At 65.4% G+C, this 23,477-nt stretch carries 19 protein-coding genes; 11 read left to right on the forward strand and 8 right to left on the reverse strand.

What is annotated here, in order from left to right:
- The first annotated feature begins 63 nt into the window (after positions 1-63).
- Positions 64-1,878: a winged helix-turn-helix domain-containing protein gene (locus tag ACOIX3_RS30665; RefSeq protein WP_420965697.1), complete on the forward strand. Its 1,815-nt coding sequence runs from the start codon at positions 64-66 to the stop codon at positions 1,876-1,878.
- Here the strand turns inward: ACOIX3_RS30665 and ACOIX3_RS30670 are convergent, their stop codons facing one another.
- Entirely contained in the window at positions 1,879-2,694 is an 816-nt protein-coding gene (locus tag ACOIX3_RS30670) for an NUDIX domain-containing protein (protein WP_420965698.1), read from the reverse strand.
- 133 nt (positions 2,695-2,827) lie between these two features.
- Positions 2,828-3,697: an archaetidylserine decarboxylase gene (gene asd / locus ACOIX3_RS30675; protein WP_420971830.1), complete on the reverse strand. Its 870-nt coding sequence runs from the start codon at positions 3,695-3,697 to the stop codon at positions 2,828-2,830.
- A 34-nt stretch (positions 3,698-3,731) separates the two neighbouring features.
- On the opposite strand from asd, the gene ACOIX3_RS30680 reads away from it, so the two are divergent.
- Positions 3,732-5,396, forward strand: coding sequence for an aminotransferase class III-fold pyridoxal phosphate-dependent enzyme (locus ACOIX3_RS30680; RefSeq protein ID WP_420965699.1), 1,665 nt, complete (start codon positions 3,732-3,734; stop codon positions 5,394-5,396).
- Between the two features lie 318 nt (positions 5,397-5,714).
- Here ACOIX3_RS30680 and ACOIX3_RS30685 read toward each other — a convergent pair whose 3' ends face one another.
- The 3 genes from ACOIX3_RS30685 to ACOIX3_RS30695 form a co-directional block, all read right to left on the reverse strand.
- Positions 5,715-6,332, reverse strand: coding sequence for a hypothetical protein (locus ACOIX3_RS30685; RefSeq protein ID WP_092115970.1), 618 nt, complete (start codon positions 6,330-6,332; stop codon positions 5,715-5,717).
- A 241-nt stretch (positions 6,333-6,573) separates the two neighbouring features.
- Complete coding sequence (locus tag ACOIX3_RS30690; RefSeq protein WP_092115972.1) at positions 6,574-7,263, reverse strand: class I SAM-dependent methyltransferase; 690 nt, start codon at positions 7,261-7,263, stop codon at positions 6,574-6,576.
- A gap of 35 nt (positions 7,264-7,298) precedes the next feature.
- On the reverse strand, positions 7,299-8,354 hold the full coding sequence (locus tag ACOIX3_RS30695) for a glycosyltransferase family 4 protein (protein WP_420965700.1): 1,056 nt from the start codon (positions 8,352-8,354) through the stop codon (positions 7,299-7,301).
- A 138-nt stretch (positions 8,355-8,492) separates the two neighbouring features.
- On the opposite strand from ACOIX3_RS30695, the gene ACOIX3_RS30700 reads away from it, so the two are divergent.
- Positions 8,493-9,878 (forward strand): TAXI family TRAP transporter solute-binding subunit, encoded by a 1,386-nt coding sequence (locus tag ACOIX3_RS30700; RefSeq protein WP_420965701.1) that lies wholly within the window; start codon positions 8,493-8,495, stop codon positions 9,876-9,878.
- A gap of 111 nt (positions 9,879-9,989) precedes the next feature.
- A complete protein-coding gene (locus ACOIX3_RS30705; RefSeq protein ID WP_420965703.1) occupies positions 9,990-10,772 on the forward strand; it encodes a sulfite exporter TauE/SafE family protein in 783 nt (260 codons plus the stop codon).
- A gap of 25 nt (positions 10,773-10,797) precedes the next feature.
- Here the strand turns inward: ACOIX3_RS30705 and ACOIX3_RS30710 are convergent, their stop codons facing one another.
- Positions 10,798-12,018, reverse strand: coding sequence for an acyltransferase family protein (locus ACOIX3_RS30710; protein ID WP_420965704.1), 1,221 nt, complete (start codon positions 12,016-12,018; stop codon positions 10,798-10,800).
- Positions 12,019-12,266: 248 nt separating this feature from the next.
- Between ACOIX3_RS30710 and ACOIX3_RS30715 the strand changes: the two genes are divergently transcribed.
- From ACOIX3_RS30715 to ACOIX3_RS30725, 3 genes are all read left to right on the forward strand, one after another.
- Positions 12,267-12,956: a L,D-transpeptidase gene (locus ACOIX3_RS30715; protein WP_420965705.1), complete on the forward strand. Its 690-nt coding sequence runs from the start codon at positions 12,267-12,269 to the stop codon at positions 12,954-12,956.
- Between the two features lie 207 nt (positions 12,957-13,163).
- Entirely contained in the window at positions 13,164-14,732 is a 1,569-nt protein-coding gene (locus tag ACOIX3_RS30720) for a DUF4403 family protein (protein ID WP_420965707.1), read from the forward strand.
- 273 nt (positions 14,733-15,005) lie between these two features.
- Positions 15,006-16,220: an ABC transporter substrate-binding protein gene (locus ACOIX3_RS30725; protein ID WP_420965708.1), complete on the forward strand. Its 1,215-nt coding sequence runs from the start codon at positions 15,006-15,008 to the stop codon at positions 16,218-16,220.
- Positions 16,221-16,363: 143 nt separating this feature from the next.
- Here the strand turns inward: ACOIX3_RS30725 and ACOIX3_RS30730 are convergent, their stop codons facing one another.
- Positions 16,364-16,516, reverse strand: a complete 153-nt coding sequence (locus ACOIX3_RS30730; RefSeq protein ID WP_092115984.1) for a hypothetical protein — start codon at positions 16,514-16,516, stop codon at positions 16,364-16,366.
- A 160-nt stretch (positions 16,517-16,676) separates the two neighbouring features.
- The gene (locus tag ACOIX3_RS30735; RefSeq protein WP_420965710.1) at positions 16,677-16,979 is read right to left on the reverse strand and encodes a hypothetical protein; all 303 of its coding nucleotides are present in this window, start codon (positions 16,977-16,979) and stop codon (positions 16,677-16,679) included.
- A gap of 501 nt (positions 16,980-17,480) precedes the next feature.
- Between ACOIX3_RS30735 and ACOIX3_RS30740 the strand changes: the two genes are divergently transcribed.
- The 4 genes from ACOIX3_RS30740 to ACOIX3_RS30755 all read left to right on the forward strand — a co-directional run bounded on the left by ACOIX3_RS30740 (position 17,481) and on the right by ACOIX3_RS30755 (position 23,447).
- Positions 17,481-18,542 carry an HlyD family secretion protein gene (locus tag ACOIX3_RS30740; RefSeq protein WP_420965711.1) on the forward strand — a complete coding sequence of 354 codons (1,062 nt, stop codon included), beginning with the start codon at positions 17,481-17,483 and terminating at the stop codon, positions 18,540-18,542.
- Positions 18,539-20,890, forward strand: a complete 2,352-nt coding sequence (locus tag ACOIX3_RS30745; protein WP_420965712.1) for an ABC transporter permease — start codon at positions 18,539-18,541, stop codon at positions 20,888-20,890. The genes ACOIX3_RS30740 and ACOIX3_RS30745 overlap by 4 nt, the downstream gene beginning before the upstream one ends.
- A complete protein-coding gene (locus ACOIX3_RS30750) occupies positions 20,877-21,848 on the forward strand; it encodes an HlyD family secretion protein (protein WP_420965713.1) in 972 nt (323 codons plus the stop codon). The genes ACOIX3_RS30745 and ACOIX3_RS30750 overlap by 14 nt, the downstream gene beginning before the upstream one ends.
- Positions 21,849-22,049: 201 nt before the next feature.
- Entirely contained in the window at positions 22,050-23,447 is a 1,398-nt protein-coding gene (locus ACOIX3_RS30755; protein WP_420965714.1) for a glycerophosphodiester phosphodiesterase family protein, read from the forward strand.
- Positions 23,448-23,477: the final 30 nt, after the last annotated feature.

Below are 23,477 nucleotides of genomic sequence, written 5' to 3' on the forward strand. Positions count from 1 at the left end.
CCGCGGACTGATCATTGTCTGATCTTTGCCTGAACCTTTTCCGGCGCCCCCGGACCCATACACATGGCATTCTCATTTGGACTGTTCGAGCTTGATGAAGCTGGACGCGTGCTGCTGTGCGCGCGGCAGGAAGTCGCTTTGCAGCCGCGTGTGTTCGATCTGCTGGTCTACCTTGCCCACCACCGCGACCGTGTCGTCTCCAAAGACGAGCTGCTCGAAGCTGTCTGGCCGGACGTCACGGTCACCGACAACTCGCTGCAGCGGGCGGTGAGTTCGTTGCGCGCCGCGCTGCGCAAGGGCGGCATGGAGGGCGCGATCCGGAATCTGCCGGGCAAGGGATATCGGTTGTTCGTTGATTCCGAGATCAGGCAGCCGGAACGCATTGACCACAAGCAAGTCGATGACGCCGTCGGCGCAATCGGAGCAATCGGTCTTGCCCGACGCGCAGCGGCCGGACAATTGTGGCTGCAGGCAACCACCCTGTTCGCGAGCGCGGATGAAGACGGCCGGCTCAACGCTGAAGACTTGCACCAATGGGCGCTTGCCCTGCAATGCCTCGGCAGGACCGCAGCAGCGATTCCGATTCTGGTTCGCGCGGTCGCCGCGCGCAGCGAGGCCGGCGACGTTGCCGGCGCAGCGGTCGACGCGATCACCCTCTCCGGCCTGCATTTCGAGAGCGGTCAGGCCGCGATCGGAAAGGGCTGGCTCGCGCGCGCGGAAGATTGGGCCTCGAGGCTCGACGATCCTCCGACGACGGCGCTGCTGTTATGGATGAAGTCGAAACTGGCTGCCTTCGATGGCGAGCCGGAACAGGCACTCGCGTTGGCCGACGCGGCCTACACGGCAGTCAGATACAAGGATGCGCTCAACATCGAAGCGCTGAGCCTGGCCTATCGCGGCTTCTATCGGCTATGCCTCGGCGACACGCATGGCGGACTGGCCGATCAGGATCATGCCGCCGCGGTCGCACTGTCCAGCAACAATCTGGATCCGATCATGGGCGGCAGCCTCTACTGCAACATTCTCTGGGCAGCCCGGATGTTCGGAGATTGGGCGCGGGCCGACCAGTGGACGCGGAGCTACCAGAATTTCTGTTCGAGCAGCGGCATGGAGCTGACAGGTTCATGCCAGCTGCACCGCTCCGAGGTGCTCGGCATCAGGGGCTCGCTCGACGAAGCGCTGGCTCGGATTCAGGACGCGCTCGCGCGCCTGACCAGCGATGCGCCGTGGTCGATGGGCGATGCCAACCGGGTGCTGGGCGATATCCTGGCTGCGATCGGCAATGACGACGCAGCGCTTGAAGCCTACGACAGGGCTTACACGATGGGTTGGTGCCCGGAGCCTGGCCGCGCGATGTTGCTGCTCGCAAGAGGCGAAGCGGAGGCTGCCCATGCGAGCCTCGAACGGAGCCTGATCGGCAAGACCTGGTGGACCCTGCAGCGACGGGGAATCCTGCTCGCACATCTGGCGCTGGTTGCTGCACACACGCATCGGAACGGCCAGGCCAAGGCATTGATCTGCGAACTTTCGGGAAGTCCGGATCGCTGGCCGATGCCCTCGATCCGCGCGCTCACCAACGAAGCGCAGGCGATGCTCGCGCTTTCCCGGCAGGACCATGAAGCAGCCATGCGACATCTCCATCTCGCCCGCCAGCTGTGGTCCAGCATCGAGGGACGGGTCCAAATCGTGCGGCTGAGGCTGCAGATTTCGAGGCTCCAGCTGGAGCGCGGCGACGTTCGCGGCGCCGCGGCCGAAGTTCATGCGGCACAGCTTCTGGCAAATGAATTGGGTTCGCCCAAGCGCGTTGCCGAATGTCTTGCCTTGCAGCACGACATCGACGCCTGGCAGCCAACCGCCCGACGTCAGATGTGCGGCTGATCAGGCCGCGCGGCGCAGCCAGTCGCGCACGCGCTCGATCAGGTTCTTGCGCGGGATGGGCTGCACGGCCGTGGCAACGGGTTCGATCTCGCGCGCGGATGACGGCGGCGCTTCGGACGTCGCCGCTGCCGGCGCCCCCGCAATATCGGACGTCTCCACCGTGACCCCCACCTCAGCGGGCGCCGGCGCGTCAACGACGACCGGCGTCTCGGCATCCACGGTCACTTCAGTGACCAAGGACGCTTCAGCGACCGCCGGTATCTCTGCGGCAGTCGGAGCTTCAGGGTTAGCAGGCGTATCGATGACCACGGGCGCGCCAGCGACCGGCTCGTCTTCGGCAAGCCGCGCGCGCCGTCGCTCCGCGGCCGCAACCCGCAACTGTGCGCGCCGCTCGCGCTCGGCGTTCGCCGCGGCCTGCAACGCGATCGGGCCGACATTCTCCAGGAACGCACGTTCATAGCCGCGCGACAGGCGATCGAGCGCTTCATCGAGCGGCAGCCAGTCGACTTCCCTGACGTCGCTCATCAACGCGCGCACCGGCTTGCCGCCGGCATCCATGCGCCAGTAATGCACCACCTTGGAACGGCCGCCTGAATCATAGACCAGCGTGCCGAGGAATTCGTGCACCTCGACGTCGTGGCCGGTTTCCTCCAGCACCTCGCGCTCGGCGGCGGCGCGCGGCGTCTCGCCATCGTCGAGCTTGCCCTTGGGCAGCACCCACTCATTGCGCTTGCGCAGGCGCACGACGGCGAAGCACTGCGGTGCGTCCCGCCGCAGCACAATGCCTCCCGCCGCCAGAACAGGCGTCCGCGCCATCTCGTGTCCATCAGTTTGCGATTTAGGATCGTCGCGCGACGATCCCGGCCATTCTAAAGCATGATCCGGAAAAGTGGAAACCGGTTTTCCGAGCAGATCGTGCCCAAAAAATGGCGCGCAGGAAACAGCGAGATCAGTTCGTGGGCTTTTTCAACAACGGCTCGCCGCATTTGATCCGCGTTCCCTCCGCGACATTGTCGCAGAATTCGAAATTGCCGGGCGCGAGCACGATGATGGTCGAGCCGTGCTCGAACCAGCCGAGCTCATCGCCCTTCTTCACATGCGCGTCACAGGGGAAATCCACCGGGCCGCGCGACTGCGCGTTCAGCGTGACGTCGAGGAAATGCAGGCGGAGGCTGGCGACGAGGATCGCGGCGACCGGAACCAGCGTCAGCGCCTCGCCGGTCGGAAGCTTCGCGCGCAGCACCGCGCGCTCGTTCTTGCAGAACAGCCGCTCGACCCGCTTCAACGCGATCGGATTGACGTTCCAGACGTCGCCGTGAATGAACGTGACCTTGTCGATCGCAAGATCGTACGGCGCATGGAAGCGGTGATACATGCTCGAGGTCAGCCGCAGCGTGACGAAGCGGCCGTTGCTGTGCTGCTCCACCAGCGCGGGATCGCCGACCAGATCGAGCAGCGAATAGGGCGCGCCCTTGACCTGGAACAACTGCCCATCCTCGATCCGCCCATGCGCGCCGATGATCGCATCCGACGGGCTCGCGATGATGGCGGGATCGGCCGCCGCCGGGCGCAGGCCGGGCTTGAGCTCGCGGGTAAAGCAATCGTGCAAACTCTTGAACTCGGTCTTCTTGGCCTCTGACAGATCGAGGTCGGAGAACAGCTTCCAGCAGGCGATTGAGGCGTCGCGCACCAGGGGGTTCTCGACCTTGGAGAACCAGCCCATGAAGCGGGTGATCGCCGCCCGCGGAATCCGGTTGGTTAGCAGGAAATTGAGGTCTTCCTGCTGGGTGAATGCCGAGATAAGGCCCTTGACTGTCATGAATTTGTTAGGTGCCGAGGCTAGCGCTTCTGTCATGGAAACATCCCTTCCGATTCTCTCGCTGTCCGCCGCCGCGCTCGCCGGCGCCGCCGCAGCTTTCCCCAAAATTCAGGCCCGCCTCGCGCTGTCGCGCGCCAAGCACCGCTCGCTGACCGGACATTCCAAGATGTCCAAGATGGTGGCGCGCATGGTGCCGCACTACGAATTCGACATCGACGAGTTCTTCCGCTCCGACGGAGCACCGAAGGACGTCGCGATGCAGCGGCAGGACGGCTTCTTCCGCCTCGCCGGCCTCTACGCGGATCGCTACCCCAAGGGCCGCGCGCTGACCGCCGAGGTGACGGAGCGGATCTCCGACCTGCAGTTCACCGAAACCTACCGCGTGCCGTTCCAGTACAGCCGCCTGGTGCGCGAGCATCTCGGCACCTCGGCCTTCGTCAAGTCTTCCAGCGGCGTCACCGTCACCGACCTCGACGGCAATGTGTCCTACGACCTGACCGGCTCCTACGGCGTCAACATCTTCGGCAACGACTTCTACAAGGAGTGCATCGCCGAGGGTGAGAAGCGGGCGCACGCGCTCGGCCCCGTGCTCGGCCCCTACCACCCGATCATTGCCGACAACGTCAAGCGCCTCTGCGAGATCTCCGGCCTCGACGAGGTCTCGTTCCACATGTCCGGCACCGAGGCCGTGATGCAGGCGGTGCGGCTCGCGCGCTACCACACCAAGCGGACGCATCTGGTCCGTTTCGCCGGCGCCTATCACGGCTGGTGGGGCGAAGTGCAGCCCGGCGTCGGCAACCCGGTGTCGCCGCACGAGACCTTCACGCTCGCCGACATGTCGGAGAAGACGCTGCACGTGCTGCGTACCCGCAAGGACATCGCCTGCGTGCTGGTCAATCCGCTGCAGGCGCTGCATCCGAACGGCAACGCGCCCGGCGATTCCGCGCTGGTCGATTCGTCGCGCTCCTCCCGATATGACCGCGCCGCCTACAGCGAATGGCTGAAGCAGCTGCGCGAGGTCTGCACCGAGCGCGGCATCGTGCTGATATTCGACGAGGTGTTCGTCGGCTTCCGCCTCGCCGCTGGCGGCGCCCAGGAATATTTCGGCGTCAAGGCCGACATGGCGACCTACGGCAAGAGCCTGGCCGGCGGGCTTCCGGTCGGCGTGGTGTGCGGCCGCAAGGACCTGATGCGCCGCTTCCGCGACGACCGGCCGGCCGACATCTGCTTCGCCCGCGGCACCTTCAACTCGCATCCCTACGTGATGACGGCGATGGACGAGTTTCTGAGCCGGCTTGCCAGCCCGAATTTCCGCTCGATCTACAACGGGCTCGACGAGACCTGGAACGGCCGCGCCACGGCGCTCAACGACCGGCTGAAAGCGCAGGACCTGCCGGTTCGGGTCGGCAACATCTCGTCGATCTGGACGGTCTCTTACACCGAGCCGTCCCGCTACAACTGGATGCTGCAATACTATCTGCGGGCCGAGGGACTGGCGCTGAGCTGGGTCGGCACCGGCCGGCTGATCTTCAGCCTGAACTACACCGACGCCGACTTCGCCGAGGTCGCCGACCGCTTCGTCGCGGCAGCCGAGAAGATGAAGCGCGACGCCTGGTGGTGGCACAAGGAAGGCCTCACCAACAAGAACATCAAGCGGCAGATCCTGAAAGAGATGGTCGCCGTGAGGTTCGGGCGCTAAGCCCCGGTACTGCCCTCTCGCTCCATCGCCCCGCGCTCTTGTCCGCCGAAGCCCGCCTTCGGGCGAAGGCGGATGCGGGGAGAGGGTTGGGGTGAAGGGCTGCATCCACAAAATCGGTAACAGACGGACTCGCGGTGAGCCCCCCTCACCCGGATTGCATCTGGCGATGCAATCCGACCTCTCCCCGCAAGCGGGGCGAGGTGAACTGCGCGTGGGGTCGAGAAGGCTCAACGAGAAAGTATCCGCTGTGGTCCCAAGACGTAGATGCCCGGGACAAGCCCGGGCATGACGCATATCGGAAAGATATTGGAGCAACGATCAGGCGTGCTTGACGTGCTTCTCGAGACCCGGATCGATCAGCTCGCCCTTCATCAGGAACAGCGGCGCCTTGTGATAGAGCTTCAGGTCATGGAAGGGGTCGGTGACGATCTTGGTCATCCAGACGAGGCCGGTCTCGATGTCGCGGATGAAGAACAAATGGATGGTACGGAACAGGAGACCGCCGATGCCGACCACGAGCCAGACCTTGGCGACCTGACGGGTGAAGTCGCCCATCGTGACCCAGGGCTTGAACAGACCGAACAGGGTCGGATCGAAGTACAGCACCATCGGCGACAGCGCCCAGATCGCCATCAGCACGACCTTGCGCTGCAAATTGTAGCCGACCTTGATGTCTTCCTTGTGCTCGTGGGTCGCCTGGTTGACGTGGTCATACCCCTTCGGCTCGAAGAAGAAGTGACCGGCCTGGCGCGAGGTCATCGAGACCAGCCAGCCGACCAGTGCCGACACGACCGGATCGAAGAACAGCATCACATAGGCGAACAGGAAGCTCAGCGCGCTGACGAAGTGCAGGCTCTGGTTGATCCGGCTGTGATGGTAGAAGCGATGGTCATCCCAGCGCTGGGTACGGAGCTCTTGCAGAAAATTCTTGATCATTGGTTCCCCCAACATCTTTCGGGACAGGATTTACAGGGATTCGATGTATCGCGTGTGACATCATCATAATGACATATGACAATGCGGAGCGACGCCTTGACGCAACCGGAGAAGGGTCTTGCCTCATCCCGGCGAGGTTTGCGGGGATGAGGCGAAGGAGATCGTAGCCTCCTGGCTAGGGGGGCGCTGTGCGCCACCTCACCCGGGAGGACCGGCGGGCTGGGCCGCCTGGCCAGCCGCCTCAGGCGGCTTTGGCGACGTCCGCCTTGCGGAAGCGGACCAGCGAGAAATGGCCGAGCGGCGGGATCAGGCGGCGCTCCGCGAGCTCCATGCCGCGCGCGCCGGCCAGCCACTTGGTGTAGCGCGACCAGGCGAATTCGGCGGTCCGGAACCCGAGCGGGCGCACCACCGGCTGCAGCTTCTGCTCGATAAAGCGGCGGACGCCGGCATCGGCGCTGACGCGGGTCAGGATGATCAGTTCGCCGCCCGGACGCACCACGCGGGCGAATTCGTCGAGCGCAGCTTCCGGGTTCGGCACCGCCGACAGCACGTACTGCGCCATCACCACGTCGAACGAATCGTCGGGGAATTCGAGCTTCTCGGCGTCCATCACCGCGAGGCCCTCGACATTCTTCAGACCCTGCTCGGCAACCCGCTTCTTGGCCTTCTCGAGCATCGCCTCGGAGATGTCGGTGCCGAAGATGCGCACGTTCTGGCTATAGAGCGGCAGCGAGATGCCGGTGCCGACGCCGACCTCGAGCACACGGCCGCCGATCTTGTTGGTGGCCTGGATCGCAGCCTGCCGGCCCTTGCTGAACACGCCGCCGAACACGAGGTCGTAGATCGGCGCCCAGCGGTCATAGGCCTGCTCGACCGTTTCGCGGTCGAAGTCCATGGAACGGTCGGCGCCCAGCTTGATGATTTCAGCCATAGATTAGGTCTCTCGTCTTTCGTTCGTTTGAGCTGTTAATTCGGAACCGCACTGCGGCCGGCGACGCGGCGGGCGGGCCGCGGCGCGCGGCTCGGCTGCAACGTGGCCAGATTGCCGATGAACTGACGCGCACTGTTTTCCCAGGAACGCTCCAACGCAAAATTGCGGCAGTCGGCGCGCGACATGTTCAGCGCGCGCAGGCAGGCGCTGCGCAGATCGTTGTCGATCGCGCCGATCGGATGATCCGCGATGACGTCCTTCGGGCCGGTGACCGGGAACGCCGCAACCGGCGTGCCGCAGGCCAGCGCCTCGAGCTGCACGACGCCGAAGGTGTCGGTCAGGCTCGGGAACACGAAGACGTCGGCGGCGGCGAGGTGCGAGGTCAGATCCTGGCCCTTCTTCTCGCCGAGGAAAATCACGTCGGGATATTTCTGTTCCAAGGCCGCCCGCTGCGGGCCGTCGCCGACCACGACCTTGGAGCCCGGCAGGTCCAGCGACAGGAAGGCGTCGAGATTCTTCTCCACCGCGACGCGGCCCATGGTCATGAAGATCGGCCGCGGCAGATCGAGCAGCGCCGGCTGGTCGGGATTGAAGATCCTGGTGTCGACGCCGCGGGTCCAGAAGCCGAGCTTGCGGAAGCCGCGCTCGGCAAGCTCCGTGCGCAGCGAGTCGGTCGCGACCATCGTCATCGATCCGGCCGCGTGGAAGTGGCGCAGCACGGCATAACCGACGCTATCGGGAATTCCGGTGCGAACCGAAACATATTCCGGGAAGCGCGTTGTATAGGAGGTGGTGAAGGCGAGCTTGTTGCGCTGGCAATAGCCGCGCACCGCCCAGCCGATCGGTCCTTCGGTCGCGATGTGGATCGCCTCGGGCGCGGCCTCCTCGATCCGGCGCGCGATCTCGCGGCGGTTCGGCAGCGCCATGCGCAGGCCCGGATAGGTCGGCACGCCGACGGAACGGAAGCCGTCGGGGGTGAGGAATTCGATCTCGGCGCCGAGGGTCGCTGCGCTGCGCGCAAGCGACGTCAGCGTCCGAACCACGCCGTTGACTTGCGGATGCCAGGCATCGGTCGCAACGAGTATGCGCATCGCAGGAGACCCAAATCGTTAATCTTGATTCTGCTCGCACGACGTTCTGACATGGATGTTTCAAACGTATGACGTCATCGAAATGTTAGGTTGTTTTTCACGGCGAACTGCCGGTTTTTCGTGTAACATGACAGCCAGATGTCAGAGCAGCAGAGTGAACATCCCGGCACCACGCGCCGCAGGCTCAAACGGCGAAACTCGTCGCTCCTGATCCTGGCGGCCGGCATCTTCGTGTTCGCCGTCGCCGCGGGCCTGCTGTTCTACGGGCTGCGTCCGGTGACGCTGAAGATCGCGGTCGGCCCGACCGGCAGTGACGACGTCAAGCTCATCCAGGCGTTCGCGCAGGCCTTCGCGCGTGACGGCAATTCGGTGCGGCTGAAGCCGGTCACGACACAGGGCGCCGCCGAAAGCATCGCGCTGTTCACCGCGAACAAGGTCGACCTCGCGGTCGTGCGCGGCGATCTCAGTCTGCCGGCGAGCGCCGAGGCGGTTGCGGTCCTGCGCAAGAATGTCGTTGTGCTGTGGGCGCCGTCGGGCGGGAAAGGCAAGCCGCGGTCTGCGAAGATCAAGAGCATCGACGAACTCCCGGGCCACAAGGTCGGTGTCGTCGGCAGCACCCCGGCCAACGTCACGCTGCTGCGCGTGATCCTGACCGAGTCCGGCATCAACCCCGACAAGGTCACGATCAGCCAGTTCGCCGTCAACAAGGTCGCCGATCTCGCGCGCGATCCCTCGCTCGACGCCTACATGACCGTCGGGCCGCTCGACAGCAAGATCACGGCGGACGCAATCGCGGCGACAGCGGCGGCGCGCGGCGAACCGAAATTCCTCCCCGTCGATGTCTCGGAAGCGATCGCGCAGAAGCATCCGCTCTATGAGTCCGAGGAAATCGCCGGCAGCATCTTCTCCTCTTCGCCGGCCCGGCCCGAGGACAAGATCGAGACCGTCGGCGTCAATCACCTGATCATCGCGCAACATGCGCTGCATGAGGCAACCGTCGGCGCACTCGATCGGCAGTTGTTCACGCAGCGGCTTCAGGTCGCGCGCGACGTACCGGCGGCGGCCAAGATCGAGAAGCCGGACACCGACAAGGATGCGGCGCTGCCGGCGCATCAGGGCGCGGCCGCCTATATCGACGGTACCGAGCGCACCTTTCTCGAAAAATACTCCGACTACATCTGGGGCGGCATCCTGCTGGTCTCCGGCCTCGGCACCGCGGGCGCCTGGTTGCGCCACTACGTGAAGCGCGACGAGCGCGAGCGTTACATCACCCATCGCGACGGCCTGCTGACGCTGATCTCGCGGGTGCGCGGCGCCGAGACGCCGGAGGAGCTCGCGGCAATGCAGAGCGATGCGGACGCGCTGCTGCGCGAGGCGCTCGATTGCTACGACGACGGCGCGATCGAGGACGGCGATCTCTCGGCGATCGGGCTGACGCTCGAGCAATTCCATCACGCCGTCTCCGATCGCCGCTCGGTGATCAACGGCGACCGGTCGGGCGTGCCGAGGATGCGCGTAAGCTAGGCGCGCAGGCCGATTGCACCGAGAGCAATGTGCACCGAGAGCAATGTTTGGATTGCGCGTGCATGCGCGCGTCGCCATGTTGAGCACGACCACAGCGCTCGGCACAACACCATGATCACGTCCATCATCGCAGACCTGCCCGCGCCGTTCGTGCTCGCGGTCGCGCTGGCCGGCGTGTTCCTGATCTCCTTCATGAAGGGCGCGTTCGGCGGCGGCTTTGCCATCGTCGGCATTCCACTGCTCTCGCTGGCGATGGACCCGATTGCGGCCGGCGCGCTGCTTGCGCCGTTGTTCATCGTCATGGACCTTACGGCGCTGCGGTTCTGGCGCCCGAGCACCTGGTCGCGGGTCGACCTCGCGATGCTGCTGCCGGCGCTCGTGGTCGGCATCGTGCTCGGCTATTTCGCGCTGCGCGATCTCGACCGGCATGCCGTCGAGATCGTGATGGGCCTGGTGACGCTGGCGTTCGCCGCGTTGTGGTTCATCGGCGGCGGCGAGATCAAGCCGCGGCCGCGCTCGGCGATCAAGGCGACGCTCACCGGGCTCTCTTCCGGCGTCACAACGATGGTTGCTCATTCGGGCGGACCACCGCTTGCGATGTACCTGTTGCCGCTCGGCATGCCGAAGGCGCTCTACGCCGGCACCACCAGCCTGTTCTTCACGGTCGGCAATTTGCTGAAGGCCGGTCCGTGGCTGGTGCTCGCCACGCCGTCGCGAAGCCTGTGGATGCTGATGGCGCTTTGCGTGCCGGCCGTGCCGGTCGGCGTCTGGGCCGGTTGGCGGCTGCACGAACGCCTCGACCAGCGCGCGCTGTACCGCGCCTGCTACGCCATTCTCGTCATCACCGCGGCCAAGCTGCTGTGGGACGGACTGGCCGGATACGTCCAGCTCTGAGCGCAGGCGACGTTGTTGCTGCCCGTCAGGAAGATCGCGCGCTCCGGCTGCCGCTCACGCTGACGGCGAGTGGCCCGATCCCCTCGAGCGTTCGGGCCATATCGTCCGGCTCGAGCCGCTTGCGCGCCACGAACGAGAAATGGCGGCGCAGCTTCAGGACCGGCTTCTCGATCCAGTGCCAGGAGAACGCCGCGAACGCTGTGATCAACACCAGCGCGACGGCGAACTGGACCATCAGCGACGCGTTCGGCAGCCAGACCTTCACCACCTGCTGCATGGGAAAGCCGTACAGATAGATCCCGTAGGAATAGTCGCCCCTTGAAAACAGCGGCAGCCGCGGCAGCTTCGAGACACCGAGGAATACGGTGATGTAGACCAGCGCCGGAGCAATGACGGCATTGAGGACGGGCTGGGTCATCCAGGCCGCCGGCCCAAGCAGTACGGCGCCGAGGCAGAGCGCACAGCAGGCGGCGAGAATGCGCCGGTCATAGGGGATGCGGTCACGGTAAAGGTAGACCGCGATTGCGAGCAGACAGGCGACCGGCAACTTCGCACCGCGTCCGAGAAACAGCGCCGTGCTGAAAATCTTGTCATGCAACGTGCCCGCGACGCCGGCAGGCAGCTGGGGCGGCGTTGCGGCATGCCCCGTGAACTGCACGGCAAAGCCGATACCGACCAGCACGACGACACCGGTCACGATCATGGCCGGCTTGCGCAGCAGCCCCAAGACCATGATGACCGCCATGACAGCGTAGCAGCCATATTCGAACGGCACCGTCCACAGCGAACTATTGACCTCCGGCGCGGGATTGCCGCCGAACACGCCCGGCAGGGTGTAGTTCACGAGGCCGACAACGTTCGTGAAATATTTCCAGGTGCCGGCGCTGGCGAAATAGTCCCAGAGCGGCAGCGTCGTGAAGATCGGTCCGAGGATCAGCGCCGACAGCACGATCTCGACCGCCAGCGCCGGAATGATCCGCAATCCGCGATTGATCAGGAATTCCTTAACGCTGAGCCGCAGCCCACTTGCGGCGATCAGGAATCCGCTCAATGCGAAAAACATCACGAGGATGGCAAATTGCGGAAACCAGAAGACCCCCGTCGAATCGGAGTCGCCGCGCCCGGTAGCAACATAGGACGTATGCCCCGCGACAACGGAGATCGCGAGCGCAACGCGGAGAAAATCGAACCCCGGACCAAAGCCTTTCTGCTGATCCAGCATGCTGCCGATCGAAGGCGCTGGCATGATTTCCACTCCATTCCGAACCACGCCTTCGGACAGCAAGCGCCGTGCCAGGAATGATGTCTTGAGATGGGACAGCCGCCGGCAACGCGCCCTTAACCCTGCGACGAAACACCGACGAAACAAATCCCTAACGGCACGAAACCATTTTGGCGATTTCGTGCAAACGTCCTGAAACGCCTCACCTGTACTGGTTTGAGCCAACGACGCGCCGGAACGGGCGCGCAGGGCGCAAACAACAGGGGTCGACAATGTTCAATTCCATCAAGCTGAACGCACGTCTCGCTGCCGCCGCCTTCGGTGCGCTGGCGATTGGCACCGTCGCTTTCTCGGGCTCCGCCGCGGCCGCTCCGCTGCCGCTGTTCCCCTTCATCCTGACGCCGCCGACCGAGGCGGTGCAGCCGCCGGTGCAGTCGATGCCGCAGGCGCAGGACGAAGACCGTTCCGTTGAATTGCCCGCCCGGCTGCGCCGCCAGGTCGTGGCCTATCCGACCCGCGAGGCGCCCGGCACCGTCATCATCGATACCCCGCACACCTATCTCTATCTCGTGCTGGGCAACGGCCAGGCCATGCGCTACGGCATCGGCGTCGGCCGCGACGGCTTCACCTGGTCGGGCACCCAGACCATCACCAAGAAGGCGGAGTGGCCGGATTGGACCCCGCCGCCGGAAATGATCGCCCGCCAGCCCTATCTGCCGCGCCACATGGCCGGCGGCCCCGGCAACCCGCTCGGCGCCCGCGCCATGTATCTCGGCGGCACCGTGTACCGCATCCACGGCACCAACGCGCCGGAGACGATCGGCACCCACGTCTCCTCCGGCTGCCTGCGCCTCACCAATGAGGACGTCACCGACCTCTATTCGCGGGTCAACGTCGGCACCAAGGTGATCGTGCTGCCGATGACCGACCGCCGCGCCGACCTCGGCTCGGCCGTCCGCTAGGCCCGACACATTCAGACATTGACGACGGCTCCGGCATCATGCCGGGGCCGTTGTTGCGTTCATAATCGTTAACGTCCGGATCGTTAACTTACAGGTGATCTCGGGCGACCGGCCCGCCTCCGCCCCCGAAGCAGCTTGATCCCGCCACACTGGCGCCCTCGTCGGCGGGCCTGTACAACCCGTCAAGTTGATTCATCCGGGGGAATGATGCGTCTACCGATGCATCCAAGAACAATCGCGCTCGGGCTCACGGTGGTGCTGGTCTCGTTCGCGATCAGCCTCAAGGCCATGGATTGGCTCGCGCCGAGCGTCACGGTGCAGGCGCCGCCGCTGGTGCAGCTGCCGCCGCTGCCGCAGGCGCCGCGGTCCTCGACGGTCGTGGCGCAGGTCTCGGTCGCGCTATCGGCGATCCGCGATGCCGCCGAACGCGGCGCGCCGAAGACCTTCGGCGGCAAGGCCGACAACCCGGTCCAGCAAATCCTGCAGAATGCCGACATCGGCTGGACCGCCTCGCGCGGGCCGATCGCAGCGACCGGCGCGCAGGACGTGCTGACGCTGACGACCCCGATCAACGGCACGCTGAAGGTCACCGGCGCGCTGTCGGCGCAGGCGACCGGCGCGGTCAGCAACGCACTCGGCAGCCTGCTCGGCGGCAACGTCGCCAAGCAGATCGGCGCGGTGAATATCAAGAACATCAACGCCAATGCCGACATCAAGGGCAGCGTCACGCTGACCGCGCGGCCGAAGCTCGGCGCGTCCTGGCGGATCGAGCCGAACCTGCAGGCGCAGGTCAATCTCGGCGACACCAGCCTGTCGGCCGCCGGCGTCCGCATCAGCGTGCCGGCCCAGGTCAAGCCTGTCATCGACAAGGCCGTCGCCGACCAGATTTCCGTGGTCGAGGCGCGGTTGCAGAACAATCCGGTGTTCCAGAACGCCGCCCGCACGCAATGGGTCAAGGCCTGCCGCTCGATCCCGCTGCAGGGGACCGGCGGCACCGCGTCGATGCCGCCGATGTGGCTCGAGCTGCGGCCGACCCGCGCGATCGCCGCGCAGCCGAAGGTCGATGCGTCCTCGCTGATCCTGACCATGGGGATCGAGGCCGAGACGCGGATCACGGAGACGCAGACCACGCCGAACTGCCCGTTCCCCGATAAGCTCGCGATCGTGCCGCCGATGCCGAGCCAGGTCTCGGTCGGCCTGCCGGTCGACATGTCCTTCACCACGCTGACGCAGCTCGTCGAGGCGCAGTTGAAGGGCAAGACGTTCCCCGAGGACGGCTCCGGCCCGGTCGATGTGACCGTCAAGAGCGCGAGCATCGCCGCCTCCGGCGACCGGCTTTTGATCTCGCTTCTGGTGCACGCCAAGGAGAAGAAGAGCTTCTTCGGCTTCGGCGCCGAGGCGACCGTGCACATCTGGGGCCGGCCGCGGCTCGACCAGGCGGCGCAGACGCTGCGGCTGACCGACGTCGAGCTGGCGGTCGAGTCCGAAGCCGCGTTCGGCCTGCTCGGCGCCGCCGCGCGCGCGGCGATCCCGCATTTGCAGCAGGCACTCGCCGACCGGCTGGTCGTCGACCTCAAGCCATTCGCCACCAACGCACAGCGGAAGATCACCGCCGCCATCGCCGACCTGCAGAAGAACGAGGAAGGCATCCGCGTCGACGCCGACGTCAACAGCATCCGCCTCGCCGGCATCGCGTTCGATTCGAAGACGCTCCGGGTGATCGTGGAGACCGACGGCACCATCAAGGCCGCCGTCACCGCGCTACCGGCGCTGTAGGACGCAGCTCGAGCGGATTGCTCTTTTACCTCACCCCGCTTGCGGGGAGAGGTCGGATTGCGAAGCAATCCGGGTGAGGGGTACAGGTCTCACTACAATCGCCACTCGTGGAGAAGGCCCCTCACCCCAACCCTCTCCCCGCGAAGGGCGGGGAGAGGGAGAAGACTCGGTCCGCCGCATGCCCAAAAAGTCGTCTTTGCGACAGGTTGCCGCACCGGATAGAAGGTGCCTCGTGGAAGCAACCTCGAACGAAAAATCAGGGAGAGAAACACGATGAAATCGCTCTTGGCCGCAGCAGCGGCCGGCCTCGCGCTTGCGGTCTCCGGCACCGCGGCGAACGCCCAGATCTCCGACGACGTCGTCAAGCTCGGCGTGCTCACCGACATGTCGAGCCTCTATGCGGACGCCACCGGCAAGGGCTCGGTCGCCGCGGTCGAGATGGCGGTCGCAGATTACGGCGGCAAGGTGAAGGGCAAACCGATCCAGGTCGTCGTGGCCGATCACCAGAACAAGCCCGACGTCGGCGTCAGCATCGCGCGCAACTGGTACGACAACGACAAGGTCGACGCGGTCCTCGACGTGCCGACCTCGTCGGTCGCGCTGCCGATCTCGGCCCTGACGCGCGAGAAGAACAAGATCCACATCAATTCCGGCGGCGGCTCCTCCGATATCACCGGCACCGCCTGCTCGCCCAACACCGTGCACTGGACCTACGATACCTACGCGCTGTCGAACGTCGCCGGCAAGGCGATGGTCAAGCGCGGCGAGGACACCTGGTTCTTCGTCACCGCCGACTACGCCTTCGGCATGGCGCTGCAGCGCGACGCCGCCAACGTCGTCAAGGAGACCGGCGGCAAGGTGCTCGGCGAGGTCCGCCATCCCCTCAACTCGTCCGACTTCTCGTCCTTCCTGCTGCAGGCGCAGGCCTCCAAGGCCAAGGTCGTGGCGCTGGCGAATGCCGGCGGCGACACCACCACCGCGCTGAAGCAAGCCGCCGAGTTCGGCCTGAGCCAGGGCGGCCAGAAGCTGATCGCACTTCTGATGGAAATCACCGACACCCACGCACTGGGCTTGAAGGCGACCCAGGGCCTGATCGTCACCGACGCCTTCTACTGGGACATGAACGACGAGACCCGCGCCTTCTCGAAGCGCTTCAACGAGAAGGTCGGCCACATGCCGACCATGATCCAGGCCGGCCTCTACTCGGCGACTATGCATTACCTGAAGGCGATCGAAGCGATCGGCACCGACGAGGCGCCGAAGGTGATGGAGCAGATGCGCAAGACGCCGGTCAACGACTTCTTCGCCAAGAACGGCCATATCCGGATCGACGGCCGCATGGTGCACGACATGTACCTGTTCGAGACCAAGAAGCCCGAGGAATCCAAGGGCGAGTGGGATCTCTACAAGCTGATCGCCACCGTGCCCGGCGACGAAGCCTTCCGTCCGCTCGACAAGGGCGGCTGCCCGCTGGTGAAGTCGAACTGACGAACACGTTGCCGCGCGCCGGGTCGCGCGGATGTGCGCCTGATGACAGCCAACAAGAAATGCGCCCGGCTGGCACCGGGCGCATTTTTCTTTCCGCGTTTCTTTCCGCGGCAGGTCCCGGCAATCGCCCGCGTCAGCCGGCGCTATTCGCCATTCGCGCGCGGGATCATCCAGGTCGAATACGTCTGCCAGACGCCGTCGCCCTGATTGCGTTGATAGGCGATGAAATCGGCATGGTCACCGTGCACGAGCTCATAGCGATAGTACCTTGAGAGGTCGTCGATCTGCTTGGTCATGGAACGTCTCCGTCATAAGAAGAAGCTGCTCTATTTCGACGTAGTCGAGCCGCGTCGGCGATCAATAGGATGATTATTATCATTCAATCACAGGCGCGAGAGCTGGTCTGATCCGGTTTGAGGATGTGGGCCAATCGACGCACATCCTCTTCGCTGGGCCTCAACGCCCGGCACGATGCGCACTGCGGCGCGGCATATGGACGACGCCGATGCCGCTCTCCTGCGCCTGCAGCGCCTGCAGCACCGCGGGCGGCAGCAGCACCAGCTTGGCCGCCGGCGTCGGCGCGCCGTTGTTGAGCACGTCGCGATACGGATACAGCGCCTGATAGGCTGCCGGCTCGGAGATCGCGGCCTGGGCCGAGGCGGCGGTCGCCGTGATGGCCGACAGCATTGCCGCCAGCGCGATGGTTCTGAAGGTCCTGGTTCTGAACGTCCTGGCGACGTGGGAAAGCCTGGTAGTCATGGTAACGCTCCCGCGATTTACATCGCATACGATTAATTCGCTCGCGCCTGATAAAGGCATGGCGCGGCCGGTCTTCAAGTATCACGATTTAATCGGATGCGATTTATTCGGGCACAGGGCTTCAAATATCCGTGTGACCGGCGATGCCATGCGCGGCCCGCAATGGCGGCCTGCTCGGGCCACGCGGCAGCGGCGCGAAAGTCAGCGGGCACGCTGGCGGTCGCAGGCGCGAACCCCGGCGGAACGTGGGTTCACTGCAGGATGGTTCGTCACATGCGGCGAGCACGCGGGCTCCGCGCTTCAAAGCGCCCGCGGCCGGAATTGTGCATGCAACCGCGCGTCGATGCGGCGCACATCGCAACGATATCGCTTGCGCAACACTGGACGCGGTTGCTTCGGTCAGATTCGAGCCGGATCGGACAGGCTGCCGAGGTTGGCAGGATTTAACATCCACGCCATAGTGAATGACTATCCTGGTCATGAGCCAATGTGGGGTCAGCTATGGACGTGTCACCTTCTGGTAACGAGAGCCGAAGCACGTCGGAGCCGCCACAGGCAGCACGCGAGGACAACGCGCACGCTGCGACACGCACACCGGCCATCATTGTCGGCGTCGTTGCCGCGATCATCGTTGCGCTGTCGATCTATTATCTGCTGCGGCCCGAGCCGCTGCTCGTGCAGGGCGAGGTCGATGCGACGCGGCTCGATATCGCCGCGCGCGTCGACGGACGGGTCAAGGACATCCCGGTCGAGCGCGGCCAGAACGTCGCCGCGGGCGCCGTCCTGGTGAAGATCGACAACCCGGAAACGCTTGCAAAGCAGGACCAGATGCGCGCCGCCAAGGCCGTTGCGGATGCGCAGCTCGCCAATGTCATGGTTGGAACGCGGGTGGAAACGATTGCCGCGCGGAAGGCGGAAATGGAGCGCGCGGAGGCCGCGCAGGTGCTGGCGCAGAAGACCTTCGATCGCGCCAAGACGCTGACCGAGCAAGGCAACGCGCCGCAGGCCCGCCTCGATCAGACCACCGATGCGCTGCACGAAGCCGAGCGCGGGCTCGATCAGGCGAAATCGGCCTATGAGCAGGCGGTCAACGGCTACACCAAGGAAGAACGCGCGATCGCGAAAGCCAATGTCGAGAAGGCCGAGGCCGACATTCAGAGCGTCCAGTCGGTGATCGATCAGCTCGCGGTCTACGCGCCGGTCTCAGCGCAGGTCTATCAGCGCAACGTCGAGCCCGGCGAGTTCGTCTCGCCGGGCGTGCCGCTGGTGACGCTGATCAATCTCGGCGATCTGTGGATCCATTTCGATCTGCGCGAGGACCTCGTCAAAGGCCTGAAGGTCGGCGACAAGTTCGACGTCCGGATTCCGGCGCTCGACGACCGCCATGTCACGGTCGAGGTCAAGCTGATCGCCACCAAGGGCGAATATGCGAGCTGGCGGGCGACCCGGGCCACCGGCGATTTCGATCTTAGGACATTCTCGATCCGCGCCTACCCGGTGCAGCCGGTGCCCGAGCTGCGGCCGGGCATGAGCGCCTATCTCGACTGGCGGTCGCGCCAATGAGGCTGGCATCGCAGCCCGGATTCTGGCGGGTCGCACAGCGCGAATGCCGGTGGCTGTTGCGCGACCGCGTCGCCTTGCTGCTGATCTTCGGCGTGCCGCTGTTCGCCTTCGTGGTGCTCACGACCGTGTTCAGCCAACCGGTGATCCGCGGCCTCGGCGTCACCATCGTCGACACCGACAAGTCGGATACCTCGCGCGCGCTGACGCAACAGGTCGCGGCGTCGCCGAGTCTGCGGATCGTCGACGACTCCGGCTCACTCGCGTCAGCCGTGCAGGACATCCGGTCCGGCAAGGCGATCTCGGCGATCTTCATCCCGCCGAATTTCGAACGCGACCTGAAGGCGGATCGCCGTCCGCAGGTGGTCGGCTTCTACAACCAGCAATTCCTGACCGCGGCCGGCATCGCGTCGTCGGGCCTGAACGATGTGCTGTCCGCCGCCGCGAGCGCGGCCGCTCCCGCCAACCGCGCCGCCCCCGCCCCGGCGTCGATGGGAACGCTATCGGCGGAGACCATCGCGCTGGTCAATCCGCAGAAGAACTACGCGCAATTCCTGCTGCGCGCGCTGCTGCCGACGATCATCCACGTCGTGATCACGCTCGCCGCGGGCTATTCGGTTGGCTCCGAATTCCGCCGTCGCAACGCGCGCGAGTGGCTCGAAAGCGCCGGCGGCGATCCGATCGCCGCGCTCGCCGGCAAGCTCGCGCCGCTGTTCGTGATCTTCATCCTGATCATGCTGGCCCAGCCGCTGATCCTCGAGGGCGTGCTGCAGATTCCCTTCAAGGGCGACGCGCTGTTGATGATCGCCGCGGGCCTGCTTCTGATCATCGCCTATCTGTCGCTCGGCGCGCTGTTGCAGCTTCTGGTCCGCGACCTCGCGACCGGGCTCGGCCTTGCCGGCCTGATCGCCTCCCCTGCTTTCGGCTATGCCGGTGTCGGTTTTCCCAGCATCGGCATGAATACGTTTGCGCAGGTCTGGAGCGCGATCCTGCCGCTGCGCTGGTACATGGCGGTGTTGATGGGACAGGCGGCGCGCGGATTGCCGGCCTCGGAATCGGCAATTCCGTTCGCGGCGCTCGCAGGACTCACGCTGCTGTTTGCCGCGCTCGCATGGTGGCGCATGGCGAGCCTGACGCGCCGCGGCTGGTTTGCGACGGCGCGGCCCGAGGGGCCGCCAGCGAGCGAGCCGGCGCCATCGGGCGTCGGCGGCGCCTTCCTGGCGGAGTGGCGGCGCGTGCTCGGAACGCGCAGTGCCTTCAGCCTGCTGTTCCTCGCCCCACTGGTCTACGGCATCTATTATCCGCAGCCTTATCTCAACCAGATCCTCCGCAAGCTGCCGATTGCGGTCGTCGACAATGATCTCAGCGATCTCTCGCGCCAGATCGTCGAGACGCTCGATGCCAGCGGCACATTGAGCGTCACGGTGCGCGCCCGCACCCTGGCGGAGGCAAGCACCGCGATCGACCGCGGCTATGCATTCGCCGCCGTGCAGATCCCGCCCGGCACCGAGCGCGACGTGCTCAAGGGCCTCACCGCGCACATCCCGGTCTACGCCGACGCCACCTATCTGTTCATCTTCCGGTCGACCGCAGGCGCCGTCGCCACCGCGATCGGCATGCTGACATCCGAACTGGTGTCGCGGGGTGCCCGCTCCGACGCAAGCCTGGTCAAGGCGAAGCTCGCGAGCCTCAGCCCGGCCAACGTTCTGCTGCAACCGATCTTCAACCCGGTCGGCGGCTATGCGAGCTACATCGTCCCGGCGGCGTTCATCCTGATCCTGCAACAGACGCTGCTGATCGGCGCGGCGATGCTGACCGGCACGGCGCTGGCGAATTCCCGCAGCACTGTTGCGAACTCTCGCAACTTGGTCGCGGGCGTGTTCGGGCGCGGCGTTGCCCATCTGACCATCTATCTGCCGGCGCTCGCGCTCTATCTGATCGTGCTGCCGCGGATCTATGGTTTCTCGACGCTCGGGCACCTGCCGCAGATCTTCGCGCTGGCGACCGTCTTCCTGCTGGCGACGAGCTTCCTGGGACAGGCGATCGGCGCCTGGTTCACGCGACCGGAAAACGCCACCATCCTGCTGCTGGCGACCAGCCTGCCGCAATTCTTCACCGCCGGCTTCGCATGGCCGCGCGAGGCCATCCCCCCTGCGGCCACGGCACTCGGCCGGCTGTTCCCGGCCGACTCGGCGATCGACGGCCTCGTGCGAATCAACCAGCTCGGCGCCAGCATCTGGGAGGTCTCGCATGACTGGCTCAGGTTGTGGTGTCTGGCGCTCGGCTATTTCGTGCTCGCCGTGATCTCCGCGCTGGTGTTCAAGAGAGGACAGCAACATGCCCAACGCTAGGCGCGCAGCCATGATCGTGATCCCGCTTGTGCTCGTCGCGGGTGCGCTGATCTACGCCGAGAGCCGCGCGACGCCGGCGCCCGCAATCGTCGGCGTGGTCCGCTCGACCGAGGTCAGGATCGAGCCGGAAGTGAACGGCCAGTTGGTATCGATCGCGGTCGAGAAAGGCGCGCAGGTGCACGCGGGCGACGTCCTCGCCAAACTCTCCGCGGTCGAGTTGACCGCACAGGCCGATCAGGCGAGGGCCGCGCATGCTGCCGCGGTGGCGAGCCGCAACAACGTCTATGCCGGCGTACGCCGCGAGCAGATCGACTCGCTGAAAGCTGCGATCTCCAAAGCCAATTCGCGCCTCGACTATGTGGAGACCCAGCTCAGGCGGATCACCACGCTGGCGAGCCAGAGTTTTGAAACCCAGCAGGCGCTCGACCAGGCGGAGAACGACGTTGCCGCGGCGCGCGCCGGCGTGGCGGCGTCCCAGGCGAATTACGATGCGGGTGTGGCAGGGCCGACCAAGGAGGAGCGCGCCATCGCCGACGCGCAGGTGCAGGCGGCCGCGGCTGCCGTCGCGGTGCTCGAGCGCCGTCTCGACAAGATGGTGCTGCGCGCGCCGGTCGACGGCGTCGTCAGTGTGATCGCCGCCGAAGTGGGCGAGAACGTGCGTGCGGGCCAGCCGATCCTGATGATTGCGGCGACCGGCAAGCAATGGCTATCGTTCAACGTGCGCGAGGACCATCTCGACGGCCTTGCGATGGGCAAGACGGTGAGCGTGATACCGAACGTTTCCGGCGCCGCCGCCAAGGCTGCCATCACCGAGTTGCGGCCGCTCGGGGTGTTTGCCACCTGGCAGGCCGAGCGCGTGATCGGCGATCACGACCGCAACACGCTGCGCCTGCGTCTTGACCCCGTAGGCGCCGCGGAAGGCCTCGAACCCGGCATGAGCGTCCGGATCGAACGTTGACAACACGCCGCGCTCGGCCGCGAGCCGCAATGAGGTGCGAGCTGTCGCCCTCCGGCGCGTCGCGGCAGCTTGTGTCGGCCCGCCTCGCCGAATAGTCATCGGACTGTCAGAAGATTGCGACAAGAAGACAACGGCGTCGGCCCTGTTCGGCTTGGCCTTATGGCATCGCCCCGATGCCACGCAAAAGATGGAGATTTGGCCGTGAGGCAGATTCGTTCGCGACGGAAGGTGCATGTTGGCGCGATGCTGCTCGGCGCGGCGGCCTTGGCGGTCCTGCTGCCGTCGATGGCTTCAGCGCAAACCGCCTCGGCGCCGGCCGGCGCCAAGCCGTTCCTAACCGTCGACGGCAAGCTGCCGCTGGTGATCGGGCATCGCGGCGTCCCGGGCCTGGTGCCTGAGGAGACCGAGGCCTCGTATGAGCTGGCCGCCGACCTCGGCACCGACGCGCTCGAAGAGGACCTGCATCTGACCAAGGATTGCGTGCTGGTGGCACGCCACAATCCATGGCTCGGCGACAACACCAACGTCGCCGAGGTGGCGAAGACCAATGCGGAAGTCGCCAAACGCAAGCGCACGGTGCCCGGCGTTGCCGCCAAGGTGAAGTGGGCGCAGACGCCGACCAGCGGGCCGGCCGAATACCCCACCGACCTGATCGATCCGGCCGATCCAAAATCGGTGCTGAAGGCGCTGATCGTCGACGGCGACGATCACACCAATGATTGGTCGATCACCGACTTCACCATGGCCGAGCTGAAGCAGTGGATCGCCGGCACCACCTACGATGCGGCCAACGAACGGCCGAAATTGTTCAACGGCAAGTTTCCGGTCATCAGCTTCCAGGATGTCATCGACATCGCCAAGGCCAAGAGCAAGGCGACGGGGCGTTCGATCTCGGTCTATCCGGAAACCAAGAATCCGACCTGGAACAATGCCCAGGCGATCGCCAATGGCTGCGGCGCGCCCGGCAGCCACCCGCTCGAGGATGCCCTGATCAAGATCACCAGGGATAACGGCCTCAACGCGAAGGACGCGCCGATCATCGTTCAGAGCTTCGAGCCCGGCAGCCTGAAATATATGCGCAGCCACGGACTGGAAACGCGGCAGGTCCAGCTCATCGACGGCAACGGCGTCGACTTCAAGACCGGCAAGGTGCTGCTCAACAACATCGCGAATTCCCGTCCGTACGACTGGACGGTCGCGGGTGACGGCCGCACCTTCGATGCGATGCTGACGCCCGAGGGCCTCGCGGAGATCAAGACCTATGCCGACGGCATCGGTCCGTGGAAGGCCTATATCGTCCCCTACAAGATCTCACCGTGGAAGGACAACAACGCCGACGGCACGCCCTACAAGGGATCGACGGCGGATGCCTCGACACAGGAGGCCACCAGCGTCATTGCCGACGCGCACAAGCTCGGCCTGTTCGTGCATGTCTTCACGTTCCGCAACGAGAAGAAATATCTGGCTGCCGACTATCGCGGCGACCCGAGCCTGGAATATCTGAAGTTCTTCCGTCTCGGCGTGGACGGGGTGTTCACCGATTTCACCCACACCGGCGTTGCCGCCCGCGCTGCTTACCTGCGTGAACTGGGCTGGTGACGCCGCAGCAAGGCGCGCCCGGCATCACCG

The sequence above is a fragment of the Bradyrhizobium sp. B120 genome, assembly GCF_049075665.1.
Classification (GTDB): domain Bacteria; phylum Pseudomonadota; class Alphaproteobacteria; order Rhizobiales; family Xanthobacteraceae; genus Bradyrhizobium.

Coding starts and splice junctions, on each gene's coding strand:
- ACOIX3_RS30750 (WP_420965713.1), top strand. CDS start 20,877: ATGCCCAACGCTAGGCGCGCAGCCATGATCGTGATCCCGCTTGTGCTC.
- ACOIX3_RS30710 (WP_420965704.1), bottom strand. CDS start 12,018: ATGCCAGCGCCTTCGATCGGCAGCATGCTGGATCAGCAGAAAGGCTTT.
- ACOIX3_RS30700 (WP_420965701.1), top strand. CDS start 8,493: ATGTCAGAGCAGCAGAGTGAACATCCCGGCACCACGCGCCGCAGGCTC.
- ACOIX3_RS30690 (WP_092115972.1), bottom strand. CDS start 7,263: ATGGCTGAAATCATCAAGCTGGGCGCCGACCGTTCCATGGACTTCGAC.
- ACOIX3_RS30720 (WP_420965707.1), top strand. CDS start 13,164: ATGCGTCTACCGATGCATCCAAGAACAATCGCGCTCGGGCTCACGGTG.
- ACOIX3_RS30725 (WP_420965708.1), top strand. CDS start 15,006: ATGAAATCGCTCTTGGCCGCAGCAGCGGCCGGCCTCGCGCTTGCGGTC.
- ACOIX3_RS30740 (WP_420965711.1), top strand. CDS start 17,481: ATGGACGTGTCACCTTCTGGTAACGAGAGCCGAAGCACGTCGGAGCCG.
- ACOIX3_RS30665 (WP_420965697.1), top strand. CDS start 64: ATGGCATTCTCATTTGGACTGTTCGAGCTTGATGAAGCTGGACGCGTG.
- asd (WP_420971830.1), bottom strand. CDS start 3,697: ATGACAGTCAAGGGCCTTATCTCGGCATTCACCCAGCAGGAAGACCTC.
- ACOIX3_RS30715 (WP_420965705.1), top strand. CDS start 12,267: ATGTTCAATTCCATCAAGCTGAACGCACGTCTCGCTGCCGCCGCCTTC.
- ACOIX3_RS30705 (WP_420965703.1), top strand. CDS start 9,990: ATGATCACGTCCATCATCGCAGACCTGCCCGCGCCGTTCGTGCTCGCG.
- ACOIX3_RS30685 (WP_092115970.1), bottom strand. CDS start 6,332: ATGATCAAGAATTTTCTGCAAGAGCTCCGTACCCAGCGCTGGGATGAC.
- ACOIX3_RS30730 (WP_092115984.1), bottom strand. CDS start 16,516: ATGACCAAGCAGATCGACGACCTCTCAAGGTACTATCGCTATGAGCTC.
- ACOIX3_RS30695 (WP_420965700.1), bottom strand. CDS start 8,354: ATGCGCATACTCGTTGCGACCGATGCCTGGCATCCGCAAGTCAACGGC.
- ACOIX3_RS30735 (WP_420965710.1), bottom strand. CDS start 16,979: ATGACTACCAGGCTTTCCCACGTCGCCAGGACGTTCAGAACCAGGACC.
- ACOIX3_RS30680 (WP_420965699.1), top strand. CDS start 3,732: ATGGAAACATCCCTTCCGATTCTCTCGCTGTCCGCCGCCGCGCTCGCC.
- ACOIX3_RS30745 (WP_420965712.1), top strand. CDS start 18,539: ATGAGGCTGGCATCGCAGCCCGGATTCTGGCGGGTCGCACAGCGCGAA.
- ACOIX3_RS30670 (WP_420965698.1), bottom strand. CDS start 2,694: ATGGCGCGGACGCCTGTTCTGGCGGCGGGAGGCATTGTGCTGCGGCGG.